Annotated in this window: 11 protein-coding genes; 6 read left to right on the forward strand and 5 right to left on the reverse strand. The window is 71.7% G+C overall.

From position 1 onward, the window contains the following. Nucleotides 1-128: 128 nt before the first annotated feature. The gene (locus tag H1Q64_RS03890; protein WP_237904450.1) at nucleotides 129-3638 is read right to left on the reverse strand and encodes a pyridine nucleotide-disulfide oxidoreductase; all 3510 of its coding nucleotides are present in this window, start codon (nucleotides 3636-3638) and stop codon (nucleotides 129-131) included. Nucleotides 3639-3831: 193 nt separating this feature from the next. On the opposite strand from H1Q64_RS03890, the gene H1Q64_RS03895 reads away from it, so the two are divergent. Then, nucleotides 3832-4917, forward strand: a complete 1086-nt coding sequence (locus tag H1Q64_RS03895) for a COX15/CtaA family protein (protein WP_237904451.1) — start codon at nucleotides 3832-3834, stop codon at nucleotides 4915-4917. Nucleotides 4918-4969: 52 nt separating this feature from the next. Here H1Q64_RS03895 and H1Q64_RS03900 read toward each other — a convergent pair whose 3' ends face one another. From H1Q64_RS03900 to H1Q64_RS03910, 3 genes are all read right to left on the reverse strand, one after another. Continuing rightward, the gene (locus H1Q64_RS03900; RefSeq protein ID WP_237904452.1) at nucleotides 4970-6190 is read right to left on the reverse strand and encodes a polyhydroxyalkanoate depolymerase; all 1221 of its coding nucleotides are present in this window, start codon (nucleotides 6188-6190) and stop codon (nucleotides 4970-4972) included. A 307-nt stretch (nucleotides 6191-6497) separates the two neighbouring features. Continuing rightward, entirely contained in the window at nucleotides 6498-7310 is an 813-nt protein-coding gene (locus H1Q64_RS03905) for an endonuclease/exonuclease/phosphatase family protein (RefSeq protein ID WP_051658011.1), read from the reverse strand. Continuing rightward, complete coding sequence (locus tag H1Q64_RS03910; protein ID WP_237904453.1) at nucleotides 7307-9724, reverse strand: VTT domain-containing protein; 2418 nt, start codon at nucleotides 9722-9724, stop codon at nucleotides 7307-7309. Before H1Q64_RS03910 ends, H1Q64_RS03905 begins: the two co-directional genes overlap by 4 nt. A 258-nt stretch (nucleotides 9725-9982) precedes the next feature. On the opposite strand from H1Q64_RS03910, the gene H1Q64_RS03915 reads away from it, so the two are divergent. The 4 genes from H1Q64_RS03915 to H1Q64_RS03930 all read left to right on the forward strand — a co-directional run bounded on the left by H1Q64_RS03915 (nucleotide 9983) and on the right by H1Q64_RS03930 (nucleotide 15683). Then, a complete protein-coding gene (locus H1Q64_RS03915) occupies nucleotides 9983-10684 on the forward strand; it encodes an ABC transporter permease subunit (protein ID WP_237904454.1) in 702 nt (233 codons plus the stop codon). Beyond that, complete coding sequence (locus H1Q64_RS03920) at nucleotides 10684-11493, forward strand: ABC transporter permease subunit (protein ID WP_237904455.1); 810 nt, start codon at nucleotides 10684-10686, stop codon at nucleotides 11491-11493. Before H1Q64_RS03915 ends, H1Q64_RS03920 begins: the two co-directional genes overlap by 1 nt. Next, nucleotides 11490-13196, forward strand: coding sequence for an oligopeptide/dipeptide ABC transporter ATP-binding protein (locus tag H1Q64_RS03925; RefSeq protein ID WP_237904456.1), 1707 nt, complete (start codon nucleotides 11490-11492; stop codon nucleotides 13194-13196). The genes H1Q64_RS03920 and H1Q64_RS03925 overlap by 4 nt, the downstream gene beginning before the upstream one ends. Before the next feature lie 150 nt (nucleotides 13197-13346). Further along, nucleotides 13347-15683, forward strand: a complete 2337-nt coding sequence (locus H1Q64_RS03930) for a mechanosensitive ion channel domain-containing protein (RefSeq protein ID WP_237904457.1) — start codon at nucleotides 13347-13349, stop codon at nucleotides 15681-15683. Between the two features lie 48 nt (nucleotides 15684-15731). On the opposite strand, the gene H1Q64_RS03935 is transcribed toward H1Q64_RS03930, so the two are convergent. Continuing rightward, nucleotides 15732-17399 (reverse strand): DUF3369 domain-containing protein, encoded by a 1668-nt coding sequence (locus H1Q64_RS03935; RefSeq protein ID WP_237904458.1) that lies wholly within the window; start codon nucleotides 17397-17399, stop codon nucleotides 15732-15734. A gap of 252 nt (nucleotides 17400-17651) precedes the next feature. Here H1Q64_RS03935 and H1Q64_RS03940 point away from each other — a divergent pair, with 252 nt between their 5' ends. Further along, on the forward strand, nucleotides 17652-18362 hold the full coding sequence (locus H1Q64_RS03940; RefSeq protein ID WP_237904459.1) for an orotate phosphoribosyltransferase: 711 nt from the start codon (nucleotides 17652-17654) through the stop codon (nucleotides 18360-18362). The last annotated feature ends 39 nt before the right edge of the window (nucleotides 18363-18401 follow it).

The raw sequence follows: 18401 nt of genomic DNA on the forward strand, positions 1-18401 counted from the left end.
CTCTCCCCTCTGGGGAGAGGGTGGCCCGGAGGGCCGGTGAGGGGGTTGTACGTGGCCGTTCGTCCGGCAAAAGCGCATCCCCCTCATCCTAACCCTCTCCCCAGAGGGGAGAGGGAGAGCATCCCCCCTCACCCCTTCCGCTGGCCGGTCAGCCGCAGGCCGCGGTCGATCCATTGGGCGGTCAGCTTCTCCTGGACGGCGTTTTGGCGCAGCCGCTGGTTCAGGTTGGCGAAATCCACGCGGTCCAGGCTCTGGTCCTGGTTGAAGCAGGAGAAGACCACCGTCTCCTCGCCGGTCGCCGGGTCGGTATGCCGTTGCAGGCACTGGGCGCAGATCTCCTTCATCATGCATTGCATGGGGGAGTTGATGGAGCCGATGGCCGCGTGGCCGGGCTTCAGGTGCGGCTTCAGCGCGCCGTGCCGGGCCGCCCCCACCGCCGCCATCATGCGGTCTGAACCGATGGCGACGATGCGGTCCACCGTTTCCAGGGGGATGTCCGCCGGCCCCAACTCGCCCGCCGCGTAAGCGCGCATGGCCTCCACGATGTTGCCGACGAAGGTCCGGTCGCCGGGGCGCGACGGCGTGAAGCCCGGCGCCTCGTCGCAGCACCAGACGACGCGGTCGGCGGCGGCCTCGATCTGTTCGGTCTTGTAACGGTCCCCCATCCGCTTGTAGCCGGCGAAGTAGACGACCCGGTTGCCGCGCGCCCGGCAGGCCTGCCCGATGGAGAACAGCACGGCGTTGCCCAGCCCGCCGCCGACCAGCGCCACCGTCTCGCCCTCCGGGATCTCGGTCGGGGCGCCGGTCGGCCCCATCACCACCACCGGGTCGCCGGGCTTCAGCAGGGCGCAGAGGTCGGACGAGCCGCCCATCTCCAGCACGATCAGGGAGAGCAACCCGGCCTCCTTGTCAACCCAGGCGCCGGTCAGGGCCAAACCTTCCATGGCCAGCGTGGTCCGGCCGATCCGTTGCGCCAGCGTTTCGAAATTCTGCAGCCGGTAGAACTGTCCGGGTTCGAAACGGCGCGCGGCGGCAGGGGCTTTCACCACCACCTCCACGATGGTCGGGGTCAGGCGGGTGACGCTGTGCACCAGGGGCCGCAGTTCGGCGTTCAGGCGCCGCACCAGCGCCTCCGGCGTCACGGAGCTGGGCGCCCGGCGGGCCAGCGCGCGGCTGACCACCGGATAGCCGCGCTTCGCCCCGCCCATCGCCTTCACCACGTTGCCGGCGAAGGACGGGTGCAGGTCGCCGAAGAAGCTGAGGAACCGCCCGTCGGGCGCCCGGGCCATCAGGACATGCGCCTGGGCTGGCTTGGCCTGCCGCTCCGGGGTCACCGGCCGGCCGTCCTCGTCGATGGCGCGGAAGCAGCGCCCGTCCAGTTCCACCCAGTCCGGCTCCTCGCGGGCCAGGACGGTGTTCGGCTGGGTGCCTGCGGCGACCAGGATGGTGCGGGCGGGGAGTCGCGCGTCCACCGCGGCGGGCGCCACCACCCCGTCCGGCCCGACCGGGCTGATCGCCAGATGGATCGCCTGAGCGGCCCCCGATCCGTCGATTTCCACCCCGCGCGGGGCGGCGCATTCCAGGAAGCGGATGCCCTCGGCCAGCCCGTGCGCCACCTCCTCGTGGTTCAGCGTGTAGCTGGGGCTGTCGATCAGGCGGCGGCGGTAGGCGATGGTCGAGCCGCCCCAGGATTGCAGCAGCGCGGTGACGCGCGGCTCGCGCCCCTCGTCCCCCGCCGCCAGACGCTCCGCCCGGATGGCGCGGGCGTGGGCCAGGAACTCATCGGCCAGCTCGGCCTCATCGGGCGTCCAGCGGGCGCGTACCGTCGCCTCCCCCCGCTCGGCCGCCAGGATCTCGTAGCGGGACAGGAACTTCTCGACCTGGACCGGATAATAGGCCAGCGCCTCCGTCGCCGTGTCGATGGCGGTCAGCCCGCCGCCGATCACCACGATGGGCAGCCGGACCTGAAGGTTGGCGATGCTGTCCGGCTTGGCCGCCCCGGTCAGTTGCAGGCCCATCAGGAAGTCCGAGGCCTGCCGCACCCCGCGGGCCAGCCCGTTCGCCATCGGCACGACGGTCGGCTTGCCCGCCCCCATGCACAGCGCGATGTGGTCGAATCCCAGCTCCAGCGCCCCGTCGATGGTCAGCGTGCCGCCGAAGCGCACCCCGCCGATGATCGTCATGCGCGCCCGGCGTTCCAGCAGCAGCCGGATCACCTTCAGGAAATTCTTGTTCCAGCGCACGGTGATGCCGTATTCGGCCACCCCGCCGAAGCCGGCCATCACCCGCTCGTCCAGCCGGTCGTAGAGATCGCGCACGTCGCGGATCGGCCGGAAGGGCACCCGCGTGCCGCTGGGCAGCACACCGGAGAGGTCGGCGGGCAGCGGCTCGATCTTCAGCCCGTCGATGCCGACCACCGTGTGGCCGTCGTTCATCAGATGGTGCGCCAGCGTGAAGCCCGCCGGCCCCAGCCCGGCCACCAGCACCTTGAAGCCGCTGTCCGGCCGCATCAGCGGGCGACGCAGGTCCAGCGGGTTCCAGCGGGTCAGCAGGCTGTAGATCTCGAAGCCCCAGGGCAGCTCCAGCACGTCCTTCAGCGTGCGGGTCTCCGCCTGCGGGATGTCCACCGGTTCCTGTTTCTGGTAGATGCAGGCCTTCATGCAGTCGTTGCAGATGCGGTGGCCGGTGGCCGCGCACATCGGGTTGTCGACCACCACCACGGCCAGCGCCCCGATGGGCACGCCCTCGGCCTTCAGCGCGTGCATCTCGGAAATCTTCTCTTCCAAGGGGCAGCCGGCCAGCGCGACGCCGAAGGCGCTTTTCTGGAACTCGCCGGTCTTGCGGTCGCGCAGCCCCTTGGAACAGCTGTCCTTGCCCTGGTTGTGGCACCAGATGCAGTAGTTGGCCTCGTCCAGCGCCCCGGCCAGATCGGTGCCGGGGTCGGTCAGGTGGAAGCCCTGGCGCTCGCGGCACGCGCCGCCGGGCAAGCGTATCTCGGGCAGGCGCATCATGGTGACGCCGTGCCGCTCCACCGTCTCTACGGGAACGAGACGCTGCGGGTCGGTGCGGTGCGGCACCTGGAACAGCACGCCGCCGCCGTGCCGGGCGCGCCCGGCCTCGCTGAAGACGGCCCAGGCGGCGTACTGGGCGGCGCTGTCGAGCTGGTCGGCGTGGGCGGCCTCGTCCTCCATCCAGGCCAGCACCTGCCGGGCGAAGGCGGCCTCGGTCAGCGGGCCGCCCAGCCAGTCCTCCAGCCGCGCGGCCAGCTCCGCCCCGTCGAGGGCGGCGACCGCCTCCGGCTTCACCGCCTTGGCGGCGCGGCGCTGAACGAACAGGCGCTTGGCGGTGTAGAGCGGCGCCAGCTCCGTGTGGCGGGCGCGCAGCTCATCGAGCGCGGCGCGGATACCGAACAGATCGCCGATGAAATCCTCGGCGTGGGGGGCGAGCGCAATCAGCAGGTCGCTTTCCGCCTTGGCCTCCAGCCGGTCGGGCTGGGCGCGGGCGGAGAGCAGCCGGTTGGCGAGCGCCACGTCCGTGTCGGACAGCCGGGCGAGGAAGGCGCGGTCGAGCCGGGCCAGCCCGTCCTGCCCGTAAAGCTCGTGGAACGACAGGCCGAAGCCGAGGGTGAGGTCCGCCATCGCCGCCCCGCATCCGAAGCCGTTGGTAAGACTGATATTTGTAACACTCGCGGCGCGCCGCCTTCACCCGAAACCGGTGTCCCTGGCCGCGGGGTAACCCGTGTCCGTTTGACGCAGCCGGCGCCGCACCCCACATGAGCCGGAAGCCCCTATCCCGCCGGAACCTTTCCGCACCATCCGGAGCCGCCCGTCCGTGACCGACATCACCGCCCCCGCCCTCGCCGGGAAAGACGTCCGCGACCCCGCCTCCACCCGCCCCATCGCCTATTGGCTTCTCGTCTGCTGCGCGATGGTCTTCGCCATGGCGGTGATCGGCGCCATCACGCGCCTGACCGAATCCGGCCTGTCGATGGTGGAGTGGAAGCCGCTGATCGGCATCCTGCCGCCCTTGTCGGAGGCGGAATGGAACCGCGTCTTCGGCCTCTACCAGACCACGCCGGAGTTCCGCATCTACAATTCGGCGATGGATCTGGCGGCCTTCAAGCAGATCTTCTGGTGGGAATGGTTCCACCGCTTCTGGGGCCAGCTGATCGGCTTCGTCTTCCTGATCCCCTTCCTGCGCTTCTGGGTCAACGGGCGCATCCCCGCCGACCTGTGGCCGAAGCTGGCCGGGCTGTTCCTGCTCGGCGGGTTCCAGGGGGTGATCGGCTGGTACATGGTCAAGAGCGGTCTGGTCGACCGCCCCGACGTCAGCCACTACCGGCTGGCGCTGCATCTCGGCACGGCGATCGTGATCTACGGGCTGCTGCTGCGCACCGCGCTGGGGATTCTCGACCCGCTGCCGCTGGCCGGCTGGGCGACCGAGTCCGGCCGGCTGCGCAAGCACGCGCGCTGGGCCCTGGGGCTGACCGGCGTCACCATCGTCTGGGGCGCCTTCGTCGCCGGGACGGACGCCGGGCTGGCCTACAACACCTTCCCGCTGATGGCCGGCCACGTCATCCCGCCGGAGGTCGCCAACCTGACGCCCTGGTGGATCAACTTTTTCGAGAACACCGCGGCCATCCAGCTGACGCACCGGGTGCTGGCGCTGCTGACCGGGCTGGTGGTTCTGGGGCTGGCCCTGCGGGTGTGGGTGGCCCGCCTGCCCGGCCGCGCCGGGCGGGTGGCGCTGCTGAGCGCAGCGATGGTGCTGGTGCAGATTGGGCTGGGCATCGCCACGCTGCTGAGCTTCGTGTGGATACCGCTGGGCGCCGCCCATCAGGCGGGGGCGATCCTGCTGGTGTCCGGGCTGGTCTGGCTGCTCCACGAACTGCGCCCGGTGGGCGTTCCGAAGCGCTGACCAGGAGAACACCCCCGCCACGCCGCAGCGCGGCGGGCGGGGGTGACGCGCTTCAATCGTGCTTGCGGATGAACTCCCGCACCGCCGGCATGATGCTCTCGCGCCAGCGCCGGCCGTTGAAGATGCCGTAGTGGCCGACGCCCTTCTGGAAATGGCGGGCGCGCATGTCGTCGGGCAGCGAGGCGCAGAGGCGGTGCGCCGACTCGGTCTGGCCGGGGGCGGAGATGTCGTCCAGTTCGCCCTCCACCGTCATCACGGCGGTCCGGCGGATCGCCGCCGGCTCCACCTTGCGCCCGCGCGACTCCATGGTGCCGTTGGCGAGCGAATGCTTCTGGAACACCGTCTCAATGGTCTGCAGGTAGAATTCCGCCGACAGGTCCATGACCGACAGATACTCGTCGTAGAAGCGGCGGTGCTGCTCCGCGGAGTCGCCGTCGCCGCGGACGAGGTGGCGGAACAGGCCGACATGCTCCCCGATGTGGCGGTCCAAATTCATGGACATGAAGCCGGAGAGCTGGACGAAGCCCGGATAAACCTGACGGAAGCCGCCCGGATAATAGGCCGGGACGGTGGTGACGACGTTGCGCTCGAACCAGGACAGCGGGTGGGTGGCCGCCAGCTTCACCGGCACGGTCGGGTTGGCCATCGGGTCGATCGGGCCGCCCATCAGCGTCATCGAGCGCGGCTGCACCGCCTCGTCGCCCGCCGCCATCAGCGACACGGCGGCCAGCACCGGCACCACCGGTTGGCACACCGCGATGACGTGGGTCTGCGGCCCCAGGAAACGGATCTGCTCCGTCACCGTGTCGATGTAGTCGTCCAGGTCGAACCGGCCGCGCGCCAGCGGCACCAGCCGGGCGTCGATCCAGTCGGTGATGAAGACGTCGTGGTCGGCCAGCAGCGCCGCCACCGTGCCGCGCAGCAGCGTCGCGTGGTGGCCCGACATCGGGGCGACCAGCAGGACGCGCGGCTGCGCCGGGGTGCCCTCCGGCTTGGCGAAGTGCAGCAGGTTGCAGAAGGGCTTGCGGTGGGCGATGCGCTCGGTGATGGCCACCGTCTCGCCGTTCACCACTGTCGTCTTCAGGCCGAACTCCGGCTTTGGGAAGCGGCGGGTGGTGCGCTCCAGCAGTTCCGCGCCGGCGGCCATGGCGCGACCGGCGCGGGTGTAGGAAACCGGGCTGAACGGGTTCTGGAAGGTGTGCTGGGTCGCTTCGGCCAGGAGGCGCATCGGGCGCAGGGCGGCGTGCTGCAGATCGTAGAGATGGTAAAGCAACGGGTCCTCGCTTCGGCGGTTGATCCCACGCCCGGTCGGCTGGGTGCTGTCATTGAACGGCCGTCATTGGTCGTATGACCAACCAATAGATTGGCCAGCCCTTATCCGAAAGGTCAATAGTCGACACCCGTTCTCGGGCAAAAAACTTACATGGGAAACAGTCAGCCACACGAAACAGACCATGCAACGCTGCACTGCAAAGGAGGCAAGGCAGGAGGATCAAGCCCAAAGAAAAAGGCGCGCCCGCGGAACCGCGCACGCGCCTTGCACCAATCAAGGGCCCGGCATACCCGAGCGGGAATATCGGTTATGGCACCGCCACGGTGGCGCGCACCGGCAGATGGTCGGACGCGCGGCGCGTCAGCACCGTGCGCACCACCTCGTAGGACGGGATGGTCAGCCCGTTGTTCACGTAGATGCGGTCGAGCCGCAGCGTCGGCATCCGCGCGTGGAAGCTGCGCGGGCTGGCCCAGTCGGGGAAGGCCTCGGCCAGCTTGCGCAGCCGGGGGGAGTTCGGCGCCCATTCGTTGAGGTCGCCCATGAACAGGGTCGGCAGGGCCGGCTGTTCCTCCAGCCGGTCGACGATGGCGCCGACCTGCCGCGCCCGCTCCCAGGGGTCGAGGCCGAGATGGGCGACGATGATGCGCACCGGGCGCCCCTCCACCTCGACGATCACGTCGATGCCGCCGCGCGGTTCCCGCCGGCCGACGCTGAGGTCGATGGGCTCGCATTTCAGGACCGGCAGCCGGGTCAGGATGGCGTTGCCGTAATGGGCGTGGGCGTTGTGCTTGGTCGGGCCGGCGTGGGCTTTCAGGCCGGTGGCCCGTTCCAGGAAGGCGAACTGGTCCAGCCCGGATTCCCCGCGGTGGTGCCAGCCGACCTCCTGGAGCCCGACCAGATCGACGTCCAGCTCCTTGATGACCTCGGCAATGCGGTCCGGCGCGAAGCGCGCGTCCAGCCCGACGCAGCTGTGGATGTTCCAGGTCGCCACGCGCAGCGGCGCCATGCCCTCCGGCACCGGGCCGCTGCGGCTGTCGACGCGGCGCTTCGGGCGGCGGACGCGGGCGGCGCGCAGCGCGGAGGCGATCCGCTGCACACGCTCTCGGCTGAATCGGATCACCGCTGTTGGTCTCCCTTCGCTGTCTCTCCGGTGGTCGGCCCGGTGGTCGGCCCGGTGGTCGGCCCGGTTGTTGGCTGCCTCGCCCCCAGAGCCCGCACCAGCCGATTGCCGGCCCAGCCGAACCCCAGCGCCGTCACCGCCGCCAGACCCAGAAGAACCATGTCGGTGGGCGTCGGTTCCGTCAACACACGCTCAAGCTGGTGCCCGAGCAGGTTGAAGACAAGAATTCCCGGCGCCATTCCCAGGATCGTCCCGAACAGATAGTCGGGAAACCGGATGCGGGAAGCCCCCGCGACGAGGTTCACCACGGTGAAGGGCGCCACCGGCACCACCCGCAGCGCCGCCATGGCCAGCACGCCGCGCTCGCCCAGCGCGTCGCTGGCCCGCCGCACCACCGCGCCGCCGTAGCGCTCGATGGGGCGCCGGCCGGCGAGGCGGCCCACCCAGAACAGCGCCGCGGCGGAGGCCAGCACCCCGGCCAGCGCGGTCGGAAAGCCCACCCACGGCCCCAGCGCGATGGCCGTCGCCGCGATCAGCAGCAGCACCGGAAACAGCACGAAGCCCCCGGCGACATAGAGCAGGATCAGCCACAGCGGCCCGAAGGCCGATTGGCGCAACCGCTCGAACGCCCCCAGCACGGCGTCCAGCGTCGCCCAGTCGCGCAGCGGCGTGTGGTTCCACAATCCCCAGACTCCGCCGACCACCGCCAGGATGATCGCCAGCGCCAGCCAGTGGTGGCGCCGCGGAATGCGCGACGGCAGGACGCGCCACACAATGTCCGCAGCACCCACCGGACGTTCGGGGTCGAAGAGCATGGAGTCGGCGACGGCGGCGGCCAGCAGGCCGGGATCGGCGTCCTCCAGCGGCTCCAGCGTCCGCCCGCCGGGCCGGCGCAGCGTCTCCACCGTGCGGATGAGCGAGCCGGAGCGGCGCAACTCGGCCGTCACGCTTTCCGGTGCCACCCCCAGATGCTCGGCGATCAGGTCGTCGCGCACCCCGGCGATGGCCCGCCGGGCCTCACGCCCCTCCACGCGCCCGTGCGGCGCCTCCAGCGCCAGGTCGCATTCGGTGTCCAGCCCCATCGACCGGTTGTTCAGGTTGGCCGACCCGATGCGCAGAAGCCGGTCGTCCACCACCATCACCTTGGCGTGGATGGTGATGCCGACGCTGCCGGTTTTGGCGCTCTCCGTCCTGGCGATGTAGAAGCGGAAGCGCCCATGCCGGTCGGCCTCGCGCAGTTCCTTCACCAGCCGGGCGCGGGCGCCGAGCATCACGGTGTTCTCCAGCCAGCTCGACGTGCGGGCGGAGTTGACGACGACCACCTCCGGCCCATCCGGCTCGGCCAGCCGCGCCTTCAGCGCCTCGGCCACGGCGACCGAGGCGAAATACTGGCTTTCCATGTAGATGAAGCGCTCGGCCGCGGCGATGGCGGCGGTGTAGAGCGCCTCGACCTCCCGCACCTCGGCGCGCCCGTTGTAGTGGGGCTCGGTGCGGGCGATGCCGATCGGCATGCCCTTGAGCAGCGGGACGAGCTGTTGCGGCCAGGGGTCGGGGCTGTCCGGCCCGGCCCGGCGCGCCTTCAGCCGCAGCCGCCGGGGGCGCTTGCCGTCGGAAAGGCCGCCACCGCCGCCAAGCACGTCCATGACGGGCGGCGACAGCACGCACCCGGTGGCGCGGCGCCAGCGCTCGCGGAACAGGTCGCCCAGCGCGCGGGCGGCGTCGCCGTCCACCGCCATCATCACGTCGTGGAAGGGCTCGTAGGGGGTGCCGTCCGGCTGGCGGCGCAGCGGCTCGTCGGCGCGGTGGGCGCGGGTGTCCCAGCGGTTGGCGGTGATGTCCAGCCCGCCGCAGAAGGCCAGCCGGTCGTCGATCACCAGCATCTTCTGATGGTGGCAGGCCCCGGCGGGATGGTCGCCGTCCAGCCGGTACTGGAGGCGCGGATGGCTGAGCCAGCCGCGCAGGAACAGCGGCTGCGACCAGCGGGCCAGATCGAACAGCTCCGCAAAGTCCCACTTCAGCACATGGATGGTCAGGTCCGGGCGGGTCGCGGCCAGCCAGTTCAGCAGGTTGCCCAGCTTGTCGGGGCGGCGCGGGTGGCGCGCCTGCGGGGTCAGCCGGATGCGGGCGTCGAAGTCCCAGGCGGTCAGGTAGATGCTGCGACGCGCCTGCCGCATCGCCGCCTTGGCGACCGCGAAGTAATCCTCGGCATCGACGACGACCCCGACCCGCTCCGCCCGCTCCACCCGCCAGCAGGTGCGGCCCGGCACCAGCAGCGGGTCCGCGGCCGCGCTGGAGAGTACCCCGGAGAGCGCCGCGGCGGGCGCCCCAGTGAGCGTCGGGTCCGGCGGCGTGGGGAGGGACGGCTGGTCGGGCATGGGACGCGGCTGGACCGGGGTTCCTGCGGGGATCGGCATCGGGGTTTCACATATGGTGCGTCCGGGACGGGCTGCGACCGGCCAGGAAGGCGAATGCCCGAACAACACCGCAGCCGCCCAACCCTCCCCACCCCCCGCCGAGAGGCGAAATTCCATTGCCCGACCGGCCGGGACCTGGGTACCGTCAGGAGGAATCCATTCGTGCCCGTCCTTGCCCCGTGACCCGCTTGTTGTGAGCCGCTTGTCCGTCCCTCCACACAATCCGCCCGTCACGGCCGCCCGCTCCCGGCGGGGCCGATGCTGAGGCTCGTCCTGCGCCGGGTGCTGGCCGTGGTGCCGGCCCTGCTGGGCCTCGCGCTCGCCGCCGCCGTGGTGGCCGCGCTGGCGGGACCCGGCTGGACGCAGGCATTGGGCGCCGTGCTGGGCGCCCTGCCGGCGACGCTGGCGCTGGTCCTGCCGGCGCTGGCGCTGGGGACCGGGCTCGGCGCCCTGCTCGGTGCCATGGGCGGGGCGGGCGCCGTCCTTGGCGGGGTGGGACCGGCCATGCCGGGCTTTCTGCTGGCCGCGGTCTTCGCCGCCACGCTGGCGAAGGCGCCCGTCCTGCTGGGCCTCGCCGCCATCGCCCTGCCCGCCGCCGCCCAGGCCGCGACGCTCGCCGGCCGGGCGCGGGCCGCGGCGGAGGACACCGTTTTGCTGGCGGCGCGCGGACGCGGGATGGACGGCCCTGCCCTGCTGTGGCGGCTCGTCCTGCCGCTGGGGCTGTCGGCGGCGATGGGCGGCCTGCGCAGCGCCGTAGCCGGAACGGTGACCGCGGCCGTGGCGGTGGAAAGCCTGTTCGGCCGCACCGGTGCCGGACAACTGTTCATCGAGGCGGCGCGCGCCGGGGACACCGGCATGGCCGTCGCCGCGCTCGCCGGTCTGTGCGGCCTCGCCGTGCTGCTGGGCGCCCTGGGCGGCGCGCTGCACGGCCGGATCGACCCGCGGGTCCGGATGGCCTGATGCACGGACCTGCCGGCACCGACTCCCGCACCGATCCTCATTGGCGCGACGGCCCCTGGCAGAAGGCCGGGCAGCGGCTGACCGCGCATCGGCCCGCCGCCGCGGGGCTGGCCGTTCTCGCGGCGCTGATGCTGGCGGTCGCGGCGGGCCTCGTCGTCGGGGGCGGCCCGGTGGGGGCGGCGCTGGCCGCCGGGCACCAGAGCCTGACCTTCGCGTTGCTCGCCGGGCTGGGCGGGGCCGCGCTCGGCCTGTTCTGGGGAGCCGCTGCAGTGACTCTGGGCGAGCGGGCGGAGCAGGCGATGATGGCGCCCGCCGCCGCGCTGACCGGTCTGCCCCTGGCGCTGATCCTGCCGCTGGCCGGCGGATTGCTGGGGCCGGAGCGCGGGCTGGTGCCGATGGCCGTGGTGACCGCCCTGATCGCCGCCCCCGCGGTTGCCGTCATCGCGCGGGACGAGCTGCGCGCCCTGCTGCGGCGGGAGTTCCTGAGCGCCGCCCAGGCCGCAGGGATTCCCAACGGACGCCGGCTGCGCCGTCACATCCTGCCCAACGCCGTCCTGCCGCTCGCCGCGGCGGCCTGGACCGCCCTTCCCCGCGCCCTGATGGCGGAAAGCCTCGCCAGCCTGCTCGGCCTCGGCCTGCCGGCGGGGGTGACCGGCTGGGGAACCGCCATCGGCGAAGCGGCGCGGGCGGGCGACGCCGCGGCGCTGGCCGGGCCGGCGCTGCTGCTGGCGCTGACCTTGTGGGCGCTGCACGGGGTGGACGACGGGATGCGGCTGGCCTTCTCCACGGCCTCGGGAGGACGGCGGTGAACAGAGCGGACGATGGCGCATCGCTGCGGGTGGAGGGTCTGTCCCTGCTGACCAGCCGCGACATCCTGCTCGACCGGCTGAGTTTCGCCGTCGCCGCAGGCGAGGTGTTGGCGCTGTCGGGCGGCGCCGGGGCGGGCAAGACGCTGCTGCTGCGCGCGCTGGCCGGTCTGGCCCCGAAGGGCGTCACAGTGCTGGGGGACATCCAGATCCGGGGGCGGCGCATCCTGGTCACCCAGGATGGCGCCCTGGACCCGCTTCGCCCGCTGGGCGCTCAGTTCGCGGACCTGCTGGCCCGCCAGTCCGGGATGGACGAGCGCACCGCCCTGCGCCGCGCCGCCGAGGCGCTGGAGCGCTTCCAGGTGCCCGCCGCCGCGCGCCGGCTGGCGCTCCACCCGCATGAACTGGGCGAGGCGATGCGCTGGCGGGCCGCGCTGGCGCTGGCCATGGCGGCGCAGCCGGCGCTGCTGCTCGCCGACGCCCCCGCCGCCGCGCTTGACCCCACCCAGCGCGTCCGCCTGCTGAGCGACCTCGCCGCCTGGACGCGGGAGGCCGGGACGGCGCTGCTGCTGGCCGGACGCCCGCAACCCGACGCAATGAAGACCGATCCGGTTCCTTCCGGTCTGGCCGACCGCCGGCTGATCCTGACCCAAGGGCGCCTGGAAGAACCGGAGGAGGAGCCCGCCCCCGCCCCGACCCCGGTGGAGCCGGCGCCCTCCGGCCCGCCCATCCTGTCGGTGCGCGACCTGCGCGTCGCCTTTCCGCTGGGGCGGAGCTGGCGCGGCGAGGAGCGCTGGCTGACCGTCGTGGACGGCCTGTCCATCGCGCTGGCCGAGGGCGAGACGTTGGCCCTGCTCGGCGAGACGGGCAGCGGCAAGTCGGTGCTGGCCCGCGCCATCCTGCGGCTGGTGCCGCCGGTCGGTGGTCAGGTGTCCTGGCTGGGGACCGACCTCGCCGCCGCCCCGCCGGAGGCGATGCGCCGGGCGCGGCGGGATCTGCAAATCCTCTTCCCCGATCCGCTGGCCGCCTTCGACCCGCTGATGACCATCGGCGCGCAACTCGCCGAGACGCTGGAGACGCTGCGGCCCACCCGGTCCGACGCCAACCAAGCGGCACGGCTGGCCGAGGCGCTGGAGGAGGTCGGGCTTCCCACGGCGGTCCTCGACCTCCATCCCGGCGCGCTCCGTCCGGCGGACGCGGCGCGCGCCGGGCTGGCCCGCGCCCTGCTGCCGGAGCCGCGCCTGCTGGTCTGCGACGAGCCGGCGGCGACGCTCGACGGGGCGGAGCGGGCGGACTTCCTGGCTCTGCTGCGGGCGATCCGCCACCGTCGCCGGCTGGCCCTGCTCTACGCCACCCAGGACGCGGCGGAAGGCTTGCGGATCGCGCGGCGGGCACTGGTGCTCCTGCTCGGCCGGATCGTCGAGTCGGCGGACAGCGCGGTTCTGGCGGCCGGAGCGCGCCACCCCTACAGCCGCGCGCTGATCGCGGCGGCCGGTCTGGCCCGCCCGGCGCTGCACGGCGACCCGCCGTCCCCCCTGCGCCCGCCGACCGGCTGCCCCCTGCGGCTGCGCTGCCCGCTTGCCCATGACGGCTGCGCCCAGGTCCCCCCGACGCTCGAACCCGTGGCGCCCGGCCACCGAGTCGCCTGCCACGTCGCGCAGGATGAGGCCCAAGACGGCGCCCAAGCTGGCGGAAAAGCGCCCTAAGCCCCTTTCCGGAGCCCGCCGACGCCTTGGGCGCGGCCGCAATTCCGTCCCAAAAAGGTCTGAAACTGCGCGGGTTGGCAAGGAGGCGGGCACGGGATAACGTCCCCGGCCTTCACGCCCGCATTGCTGAAATCACGGAAAAGGACAGGGATGCTTCGCGCACGCACCCGGTGGACGGTCCCTTGCATCGGCGCACTCGCCGTCCTTCTGCTGCTTCTCGCCGGCTTCGCCACGCCGTCGCTGGCCGCCGGCCCGGTTCCGGGAGCCGCCATGCCGGCCCCGGCCGCAGCGGCACCCGCGGAATCCGCCGCCTCGCCCGATCCGACGCCCGAGCAGATGCAGGCGATGATCACGACGCTGGAGGACCCGGCGGCCCGCGCCCGGCTGGTCGAGCAGCTGAAGGCACTGGTCGCCGCGCAGAGGGGGGTGGAGCAGGCCAAGGCCGAAGAGGCCCCGGCGGCCAGCACCCTGCCCGAGACCATCGGTGCCAGCGCCCTGTCCTTCCTGGCCGAGCGCATGGATGTGCTGAGCCGCCAGCTCGTCCAGGTCGGCAACGTGTTCAAGGAACTGCCCGGCGCCATCGAGTGGGCGAACCGGCAGATGGTCGACCCGTCGGCCCGCGACCGCTGGGTGCAGATCGCCATCCAGCTGACGATGATCCTGACCGCCGGTCTGGCGATCGGGCGCTTCGTCGGCTGGCTGCTCGCCCGCCCGCGCAACGCCCTGGCCACCCGCCGGGGCACCACGGCGCTGGTGCGCCTGCCGCTTCTGCTCGGCCGCGCGCTGCTGGAACTGGCCCCCATCGCCGCCTTCATCGTTGTCGCCTACGCCATCCTGTCGGTCAGCGAGCCGGGGCCGCGCGTCCGGCTGGTCGCGCTGGCCGTCATCAACGCCACCGTCATCCTGCAGATCCTGCTGGTTGCCGCCCGCATCCTGATCTCGCCCTTCGCGCCGTCCCTGCGGATGGTGCGGATGGGCGACGCCAACGCGCTGCGCCTCTACCGCTGGGTCCGCCGGCTGGCCGCGGTCGGCGTCTACGGCTATTTCATGGCGGAGGGCGCCTATGTGCTGGGTCTGCCGCTCGGTGCCTACGGCGCGCTGCTGAAGCTGCTCGGGCTGGCGATCGCCGGCATGCTGATCACGCTGATCCTGCAGAACCGCCGCATCGTCGCCGACTGGATGCACGGCAACCCGCTGTCCGGCGATGGCGACCCGGCGGCCACCGCGGAGCGCGAGTCGGAGGGCCAGGGCGCCGTCCTGCGCTCCGCCCGCCGCCGCTTCGCCGACGTCTGGCACGTTCTGGCGATCATCTATGTCGTGGTGACCTTCGGCGTCTGGGTGCTGAACGTCTATGGCGGGTTCGAGTATCTGGCCCGCGCCACCGGGACCACCATCCTGGTCGCGGTGATCGCCCGGCTGCTGGTCAACGGCATCAACCGGGGCCTGCGCCGGGGCCTGCGCATGGTTCCGGACAGCCAGGGCGCCCTGCCGCCGCTGAAGGACCGCGCCTCCCTCTACCTGCCCTTCCTGCACCGGGTGGTGAAGACGGTGATCTGGGTCGGTGCCGCGATGATGATCCTCTACGGCTGGGGCTTCGACACGCTGGCCTGGACGGACACGCGACTCGGCCAGCGCATCCTGCGCAGCACGGTCACCATCGGCCTTCTGCTGGTCGGCTCCGTCGTCGCCTGGGAGGTGGTCAGCGCGATGATCGAGCGCTTCCTCGCCTCCACCGACCGCAACGGCACGCGGATCGAACGCAGCGCGCGGGTGCGCACCCTGTTGCCGCTGCTGCGCAACGCCTTCCTGGTGGTGCTGGTGACCATGGTGTCGCTGATCACCCTGTCGGAGCTGGGCGTCAACATCGCGCCGCTGCTGGCCGGTGCCGGTGTGGTCGGTCTGGCCGTCGGTTTCGGGTCGCAGACCCTGGTCAAGGACATCATCACCGGCCTGTTCATCCTGTTCGAGGACAGCATCTCCATCGGCGACGTGGTGGATGTGGGCGGCGGCCATTCCGGCGTGGTCGAGGCCATCTCCATCCGCTCGATCCGGCTGCGCGACGGGTCGGGCGCCATCCACACGGTGCCCTTCAACTCGGTCAGCACTGTCAAGAACATGTCGAAGGACTTCTCCTACGCCCTGTTCGAGGTGCGGGTGGCCTACCGCGAGGACCCCGACCGCGTGATCGAGCTGCTGAAGGAGATCGGCACCGACCTGCAGACCGACGCGCTGTTCGCGCCCGACATCATGGCGCCGCTGGAGGTGATGGGCCTGGACAAGTTCCAGCCCGATTCGACCCAGCTGATTACCGCCCGCTTCAAGACCCGCCCGACCCGGCAGTGGGGCGTGTCGCGCGAGTTCAACCGCCGCATGAGGAAGCGCTTCGAGGAGCTGGGGGTGGAGGTGCCGACCGGCTCCATGCAGCTCATCGTCGGCGGGAACCACCCCGACCGTGCGCTGGCCGAGGCGCTCAGCCAAGGCTCTTGAAAAGGCCAGGGTTCGCAAAAAAAAAGAACGGTGCGGCCTGGGGCTGGTCTACGCCTCCGGCCCGCCGCGCTCCAGGATCGCGACGAAGGCGTCGACGACGCGCGGGTCGAAATGCCGGCCCGCCTCGGCGCGGATCAGATCGACCACCGCCGCCAGCTCCCACGCCTCCTTGTAGGGGCGGCGATGCAGCAGGGCATCGTAGACGTCGGCGACCGCCACGATGCGGCCCGACAACGGAATGGCGTCGCCCGCCAGCCCGTGGGGATAGCCGGTGCCGTCGAACTTCTCGTGGTGGCTCTCGGCGATCTCCGCCCCCATCGACAGGTAGCTGCGCCCGCCGACCGGGCCGGAGGCGTCGCGCAGGATGCGCCCGCCGATGGTGGCGTGCTCGCGCATCTGGACCATCTCCTCGGGGTCCAGCTTACCGGGCTTGCGCAGGATCTGGTCGGGGATGGCGACCTTGCCGACGTCGTGCAGCATGCTGGCCAGCCCGATCAGCTCGCAGAACCGATCGTCGGCGTCACCGCCGCAGGCACCCCGCGCCTGGAGTTCCCTTGCGATGGCGGTGGCCCAGCGGCCGATGCGCCGGACATGTTCCCCGGTGACCTCATCCTTGTATTCGGCCAGCTTGCCGAGGGCGTGCACCGTGGCGATCTGCGCGAGGCGGAGCTGTTCGTACAGCGACACGTTGTCGAACCCGACCGACATCCGGGAGCAGAAGATCTCCAGCAGCCGCCGCTCCACCTCCGGCAGGCCGCCGTGCCCGCCGATGAACAGCGCGCCGGGGCCGGGGCTCTGGGTGTGGAAGAGCGCGACGCTGTGGTCGTCGCGATGCAGGCTGCGGCCCCGGGCCAGGGCGGCGGCGATGTCGGCGCAGACCGCCTCGGGCAGCACGGCGCCGACCGGCCGGCCGGTGGCCTCGGCGAAAACGCCGGTCCCGCACAGCACCACCGCCTCCCAGGGCCGGCCGTCCGGCGCCGGGGCTTCGGGATTGAGGCTTTCCGGAATAGGGCCGGGCGGCACCGCGCACAGGAAGGCGCCGGCCGCCCGCGGCAGCAGGGCGGCGACCCGCTCCACCACGCCGAGGGCGAAGCGGTCCATGGAGCGCTGCTCGAACAGGGTGCCGGCGGCGTCGACAATCGTCTCCAGCCCCTGCCGGTTCCGCTCGATCGCGTCGATGTGCTGGTAGGAGCGCAGGGCGGCCACCGTGGTGGTGAACAGCTTCTGGGCGGTCAGCTCGCTCTTGGCCTTGTAGTCGTTGATGTCGTAGCTGACGATCACCTGCCGCTCCGGCGCCTGGCCGGGCTGGCCGGTGCGCAGGATGATGCGGACCCGCCGGTTGCCCAGCACCTCGCGGATGTGATGCACCAGCCGCAGGCCGGCGTCCTCCGTTTCCATCACCACGTCCAGCAGGACGGCGGCGATGTCGGGATGGTCGTTCAGGATCGCCCGCGCCTCGACCCCCGAATGGGCGGACAGGAACTGCAGGCGCCGCCCGTCGAAGGTCACGTCGTTCAGCACCACGCGGGTGATCGCGTGCACCTCCGGATCATCATCAACGATCAGCAGCTTCCAAGGGGCGGCGGCGGGGCCGGGCGTCGCGGAGGACGGGTCCGGAGCGTCCTCGTCGGCGAACAACAGATCGTCGTCATCGTCCTGGCTCCAGCCCTGGATGTCCGACATCGCCGCTCCCCGCCCCGCTCTGCCAAGCTGCATGGCTACAATTCGATTCTCTTTTTCAACGCTTGTTGCGGTTCGTGTCAACCGCTCCGGCGCCTGGGCACACACGACTGCAGGCGGAGGGAGGCTGCGGCGCGTTGTCTTCCCCCGTTCCGGCTACCACCAAAGCGCCCACCCCGGCGCGTGTGGAGGGGTTGCGGCCCGCCCCGAACGGGTGATCATCGGGAGAAAGGTGTGAGGCGAAAAAACGAAGCTGAAAAAACAACGCGAAAAAGACGGGGGCAGGCCATGATACCGGACGCTTGGGACATCGAGCTGCGCAAAGGGGCCATCAGCGTGGCCCGCCATCTGATCGAGACCGGCTGCGTCCGGTACGACCCGGACCATCTCTGCCGCCACGGCTCGGGGCTGGTCAGCCCGGTCCATCTGGAGGGGCGGCGGCTGCTCTCCTACCCCCCGGTGCGCGACGAGGTGCTCGACTTCGCGCTGCGGATGATCGGGCAGGAGATCGGCGACGGCGAATTGGACGCCATCGCCGCCGCCGAGGGAGCCGGCGTACCCTGGGCCGCGCTGATCGCCGATCGGTTGGAGCTTCCCCTCGTCTTCGTGCGCAAGGAGGCGCCGGAGGGCCAGCAGGATTACAAGCACCGGATCGAAGGGCGGGTGGAGCCGGGCTGGCGCGTGCTTCTGGTCGAGCAGATCGCCGCCGACGGCCATCGCAAAGCTCGCTTCGCCCAGCCGCTGAAGGAGGCGGGCTGCGACGTGCGCGACCTGTTCGTGCTGTTCCAGTACGGGATCTTCGACGAGATCCAGGAGCATCTGGCCCCGCTGGGCATCACGATGCACGCGTTGGCGACTTGGTGGGACGTGCTGGAGGTGGCGAACCGCGGCCATTATTTGGACGGGAAGGCCCAGGGCGAAATCCACGCCTTCCTGCACGACCCCAAGCGCTGGACCGCGGAGCACCAGGGCAGCCGGAAGAGCGAGAAGGCAGCCTGAAGCGGAGCAGGCCCCCTCTCCCACGCCAAGCGGGAGAGG

The sequence above is a fragment of the Azospirillum brasilense genome, assembly GCF_022023855.1.
Taxonomy (GTDB): Bacteria; Pseudomonadota; Alphaproteobacteria; order Azospirillales; family Azospirillaceae; genus Azospirillum; species Azospirillum brasilense_F.

What these genes read in the sequence shown, in the direction of transcription:
- H1Q64_RS03935 (WP_237904458.1), bottom strand. Translation starts at nt 17,399, where the DNA reads ATGCAGCTTGGCAGAGCGGGGCGGGGAGCGGCGATGTCGGACATCCAG.
- H1Q64_RS03940 (WP_237904459.1), top strand. Translation starts at nt 17,652, where the DNA reads ATGATACCGGACGCTTGGGACATCGAGCTGCGCAAAGGGGCCATCAGC.
- H1Q64_RS03890 (WP_237904450.1), bottom strand. Translation starts at nt 3,638, where the DNA reads ATGGCGGACCTCACCCTCGGCTTCGGCCTGTCGTTCCACGAGCTTTAC.
- H1Q64_RS03910 (WP_237904453.1), bottom strand. Translation starts at nt 9,724, where the DNA reads ATGCCGATCCCCGCAGGAACCCCGGTCCAGCCGCGTCCCATGCCCGAC.
- H1Q64_RS03930 (WP_237904457.1), top strand. Translation starts at nt 13,347, where the DNA reads ATGCTTCGCGCACGCACCCGGTGGACGGTCCCTTGCATCGGCGCACTC.
- H1Q64_RS03915 (WP_237904454.1), top strand. Translation starts at nt 9,983, where the DNA reads ATGCTGAGGCTCGTCCTGCGCCGGGTGCTGGCCGTGGTGCCGGCCCTG.
- H1Q64_RS03920 (WP_237904455.1), top strand. Translation starts at nt 10,684, where the DNA reads ATGCACGGACCTGCCGGCACCGACTCCCGCACCGATCCTCATTGGCGC.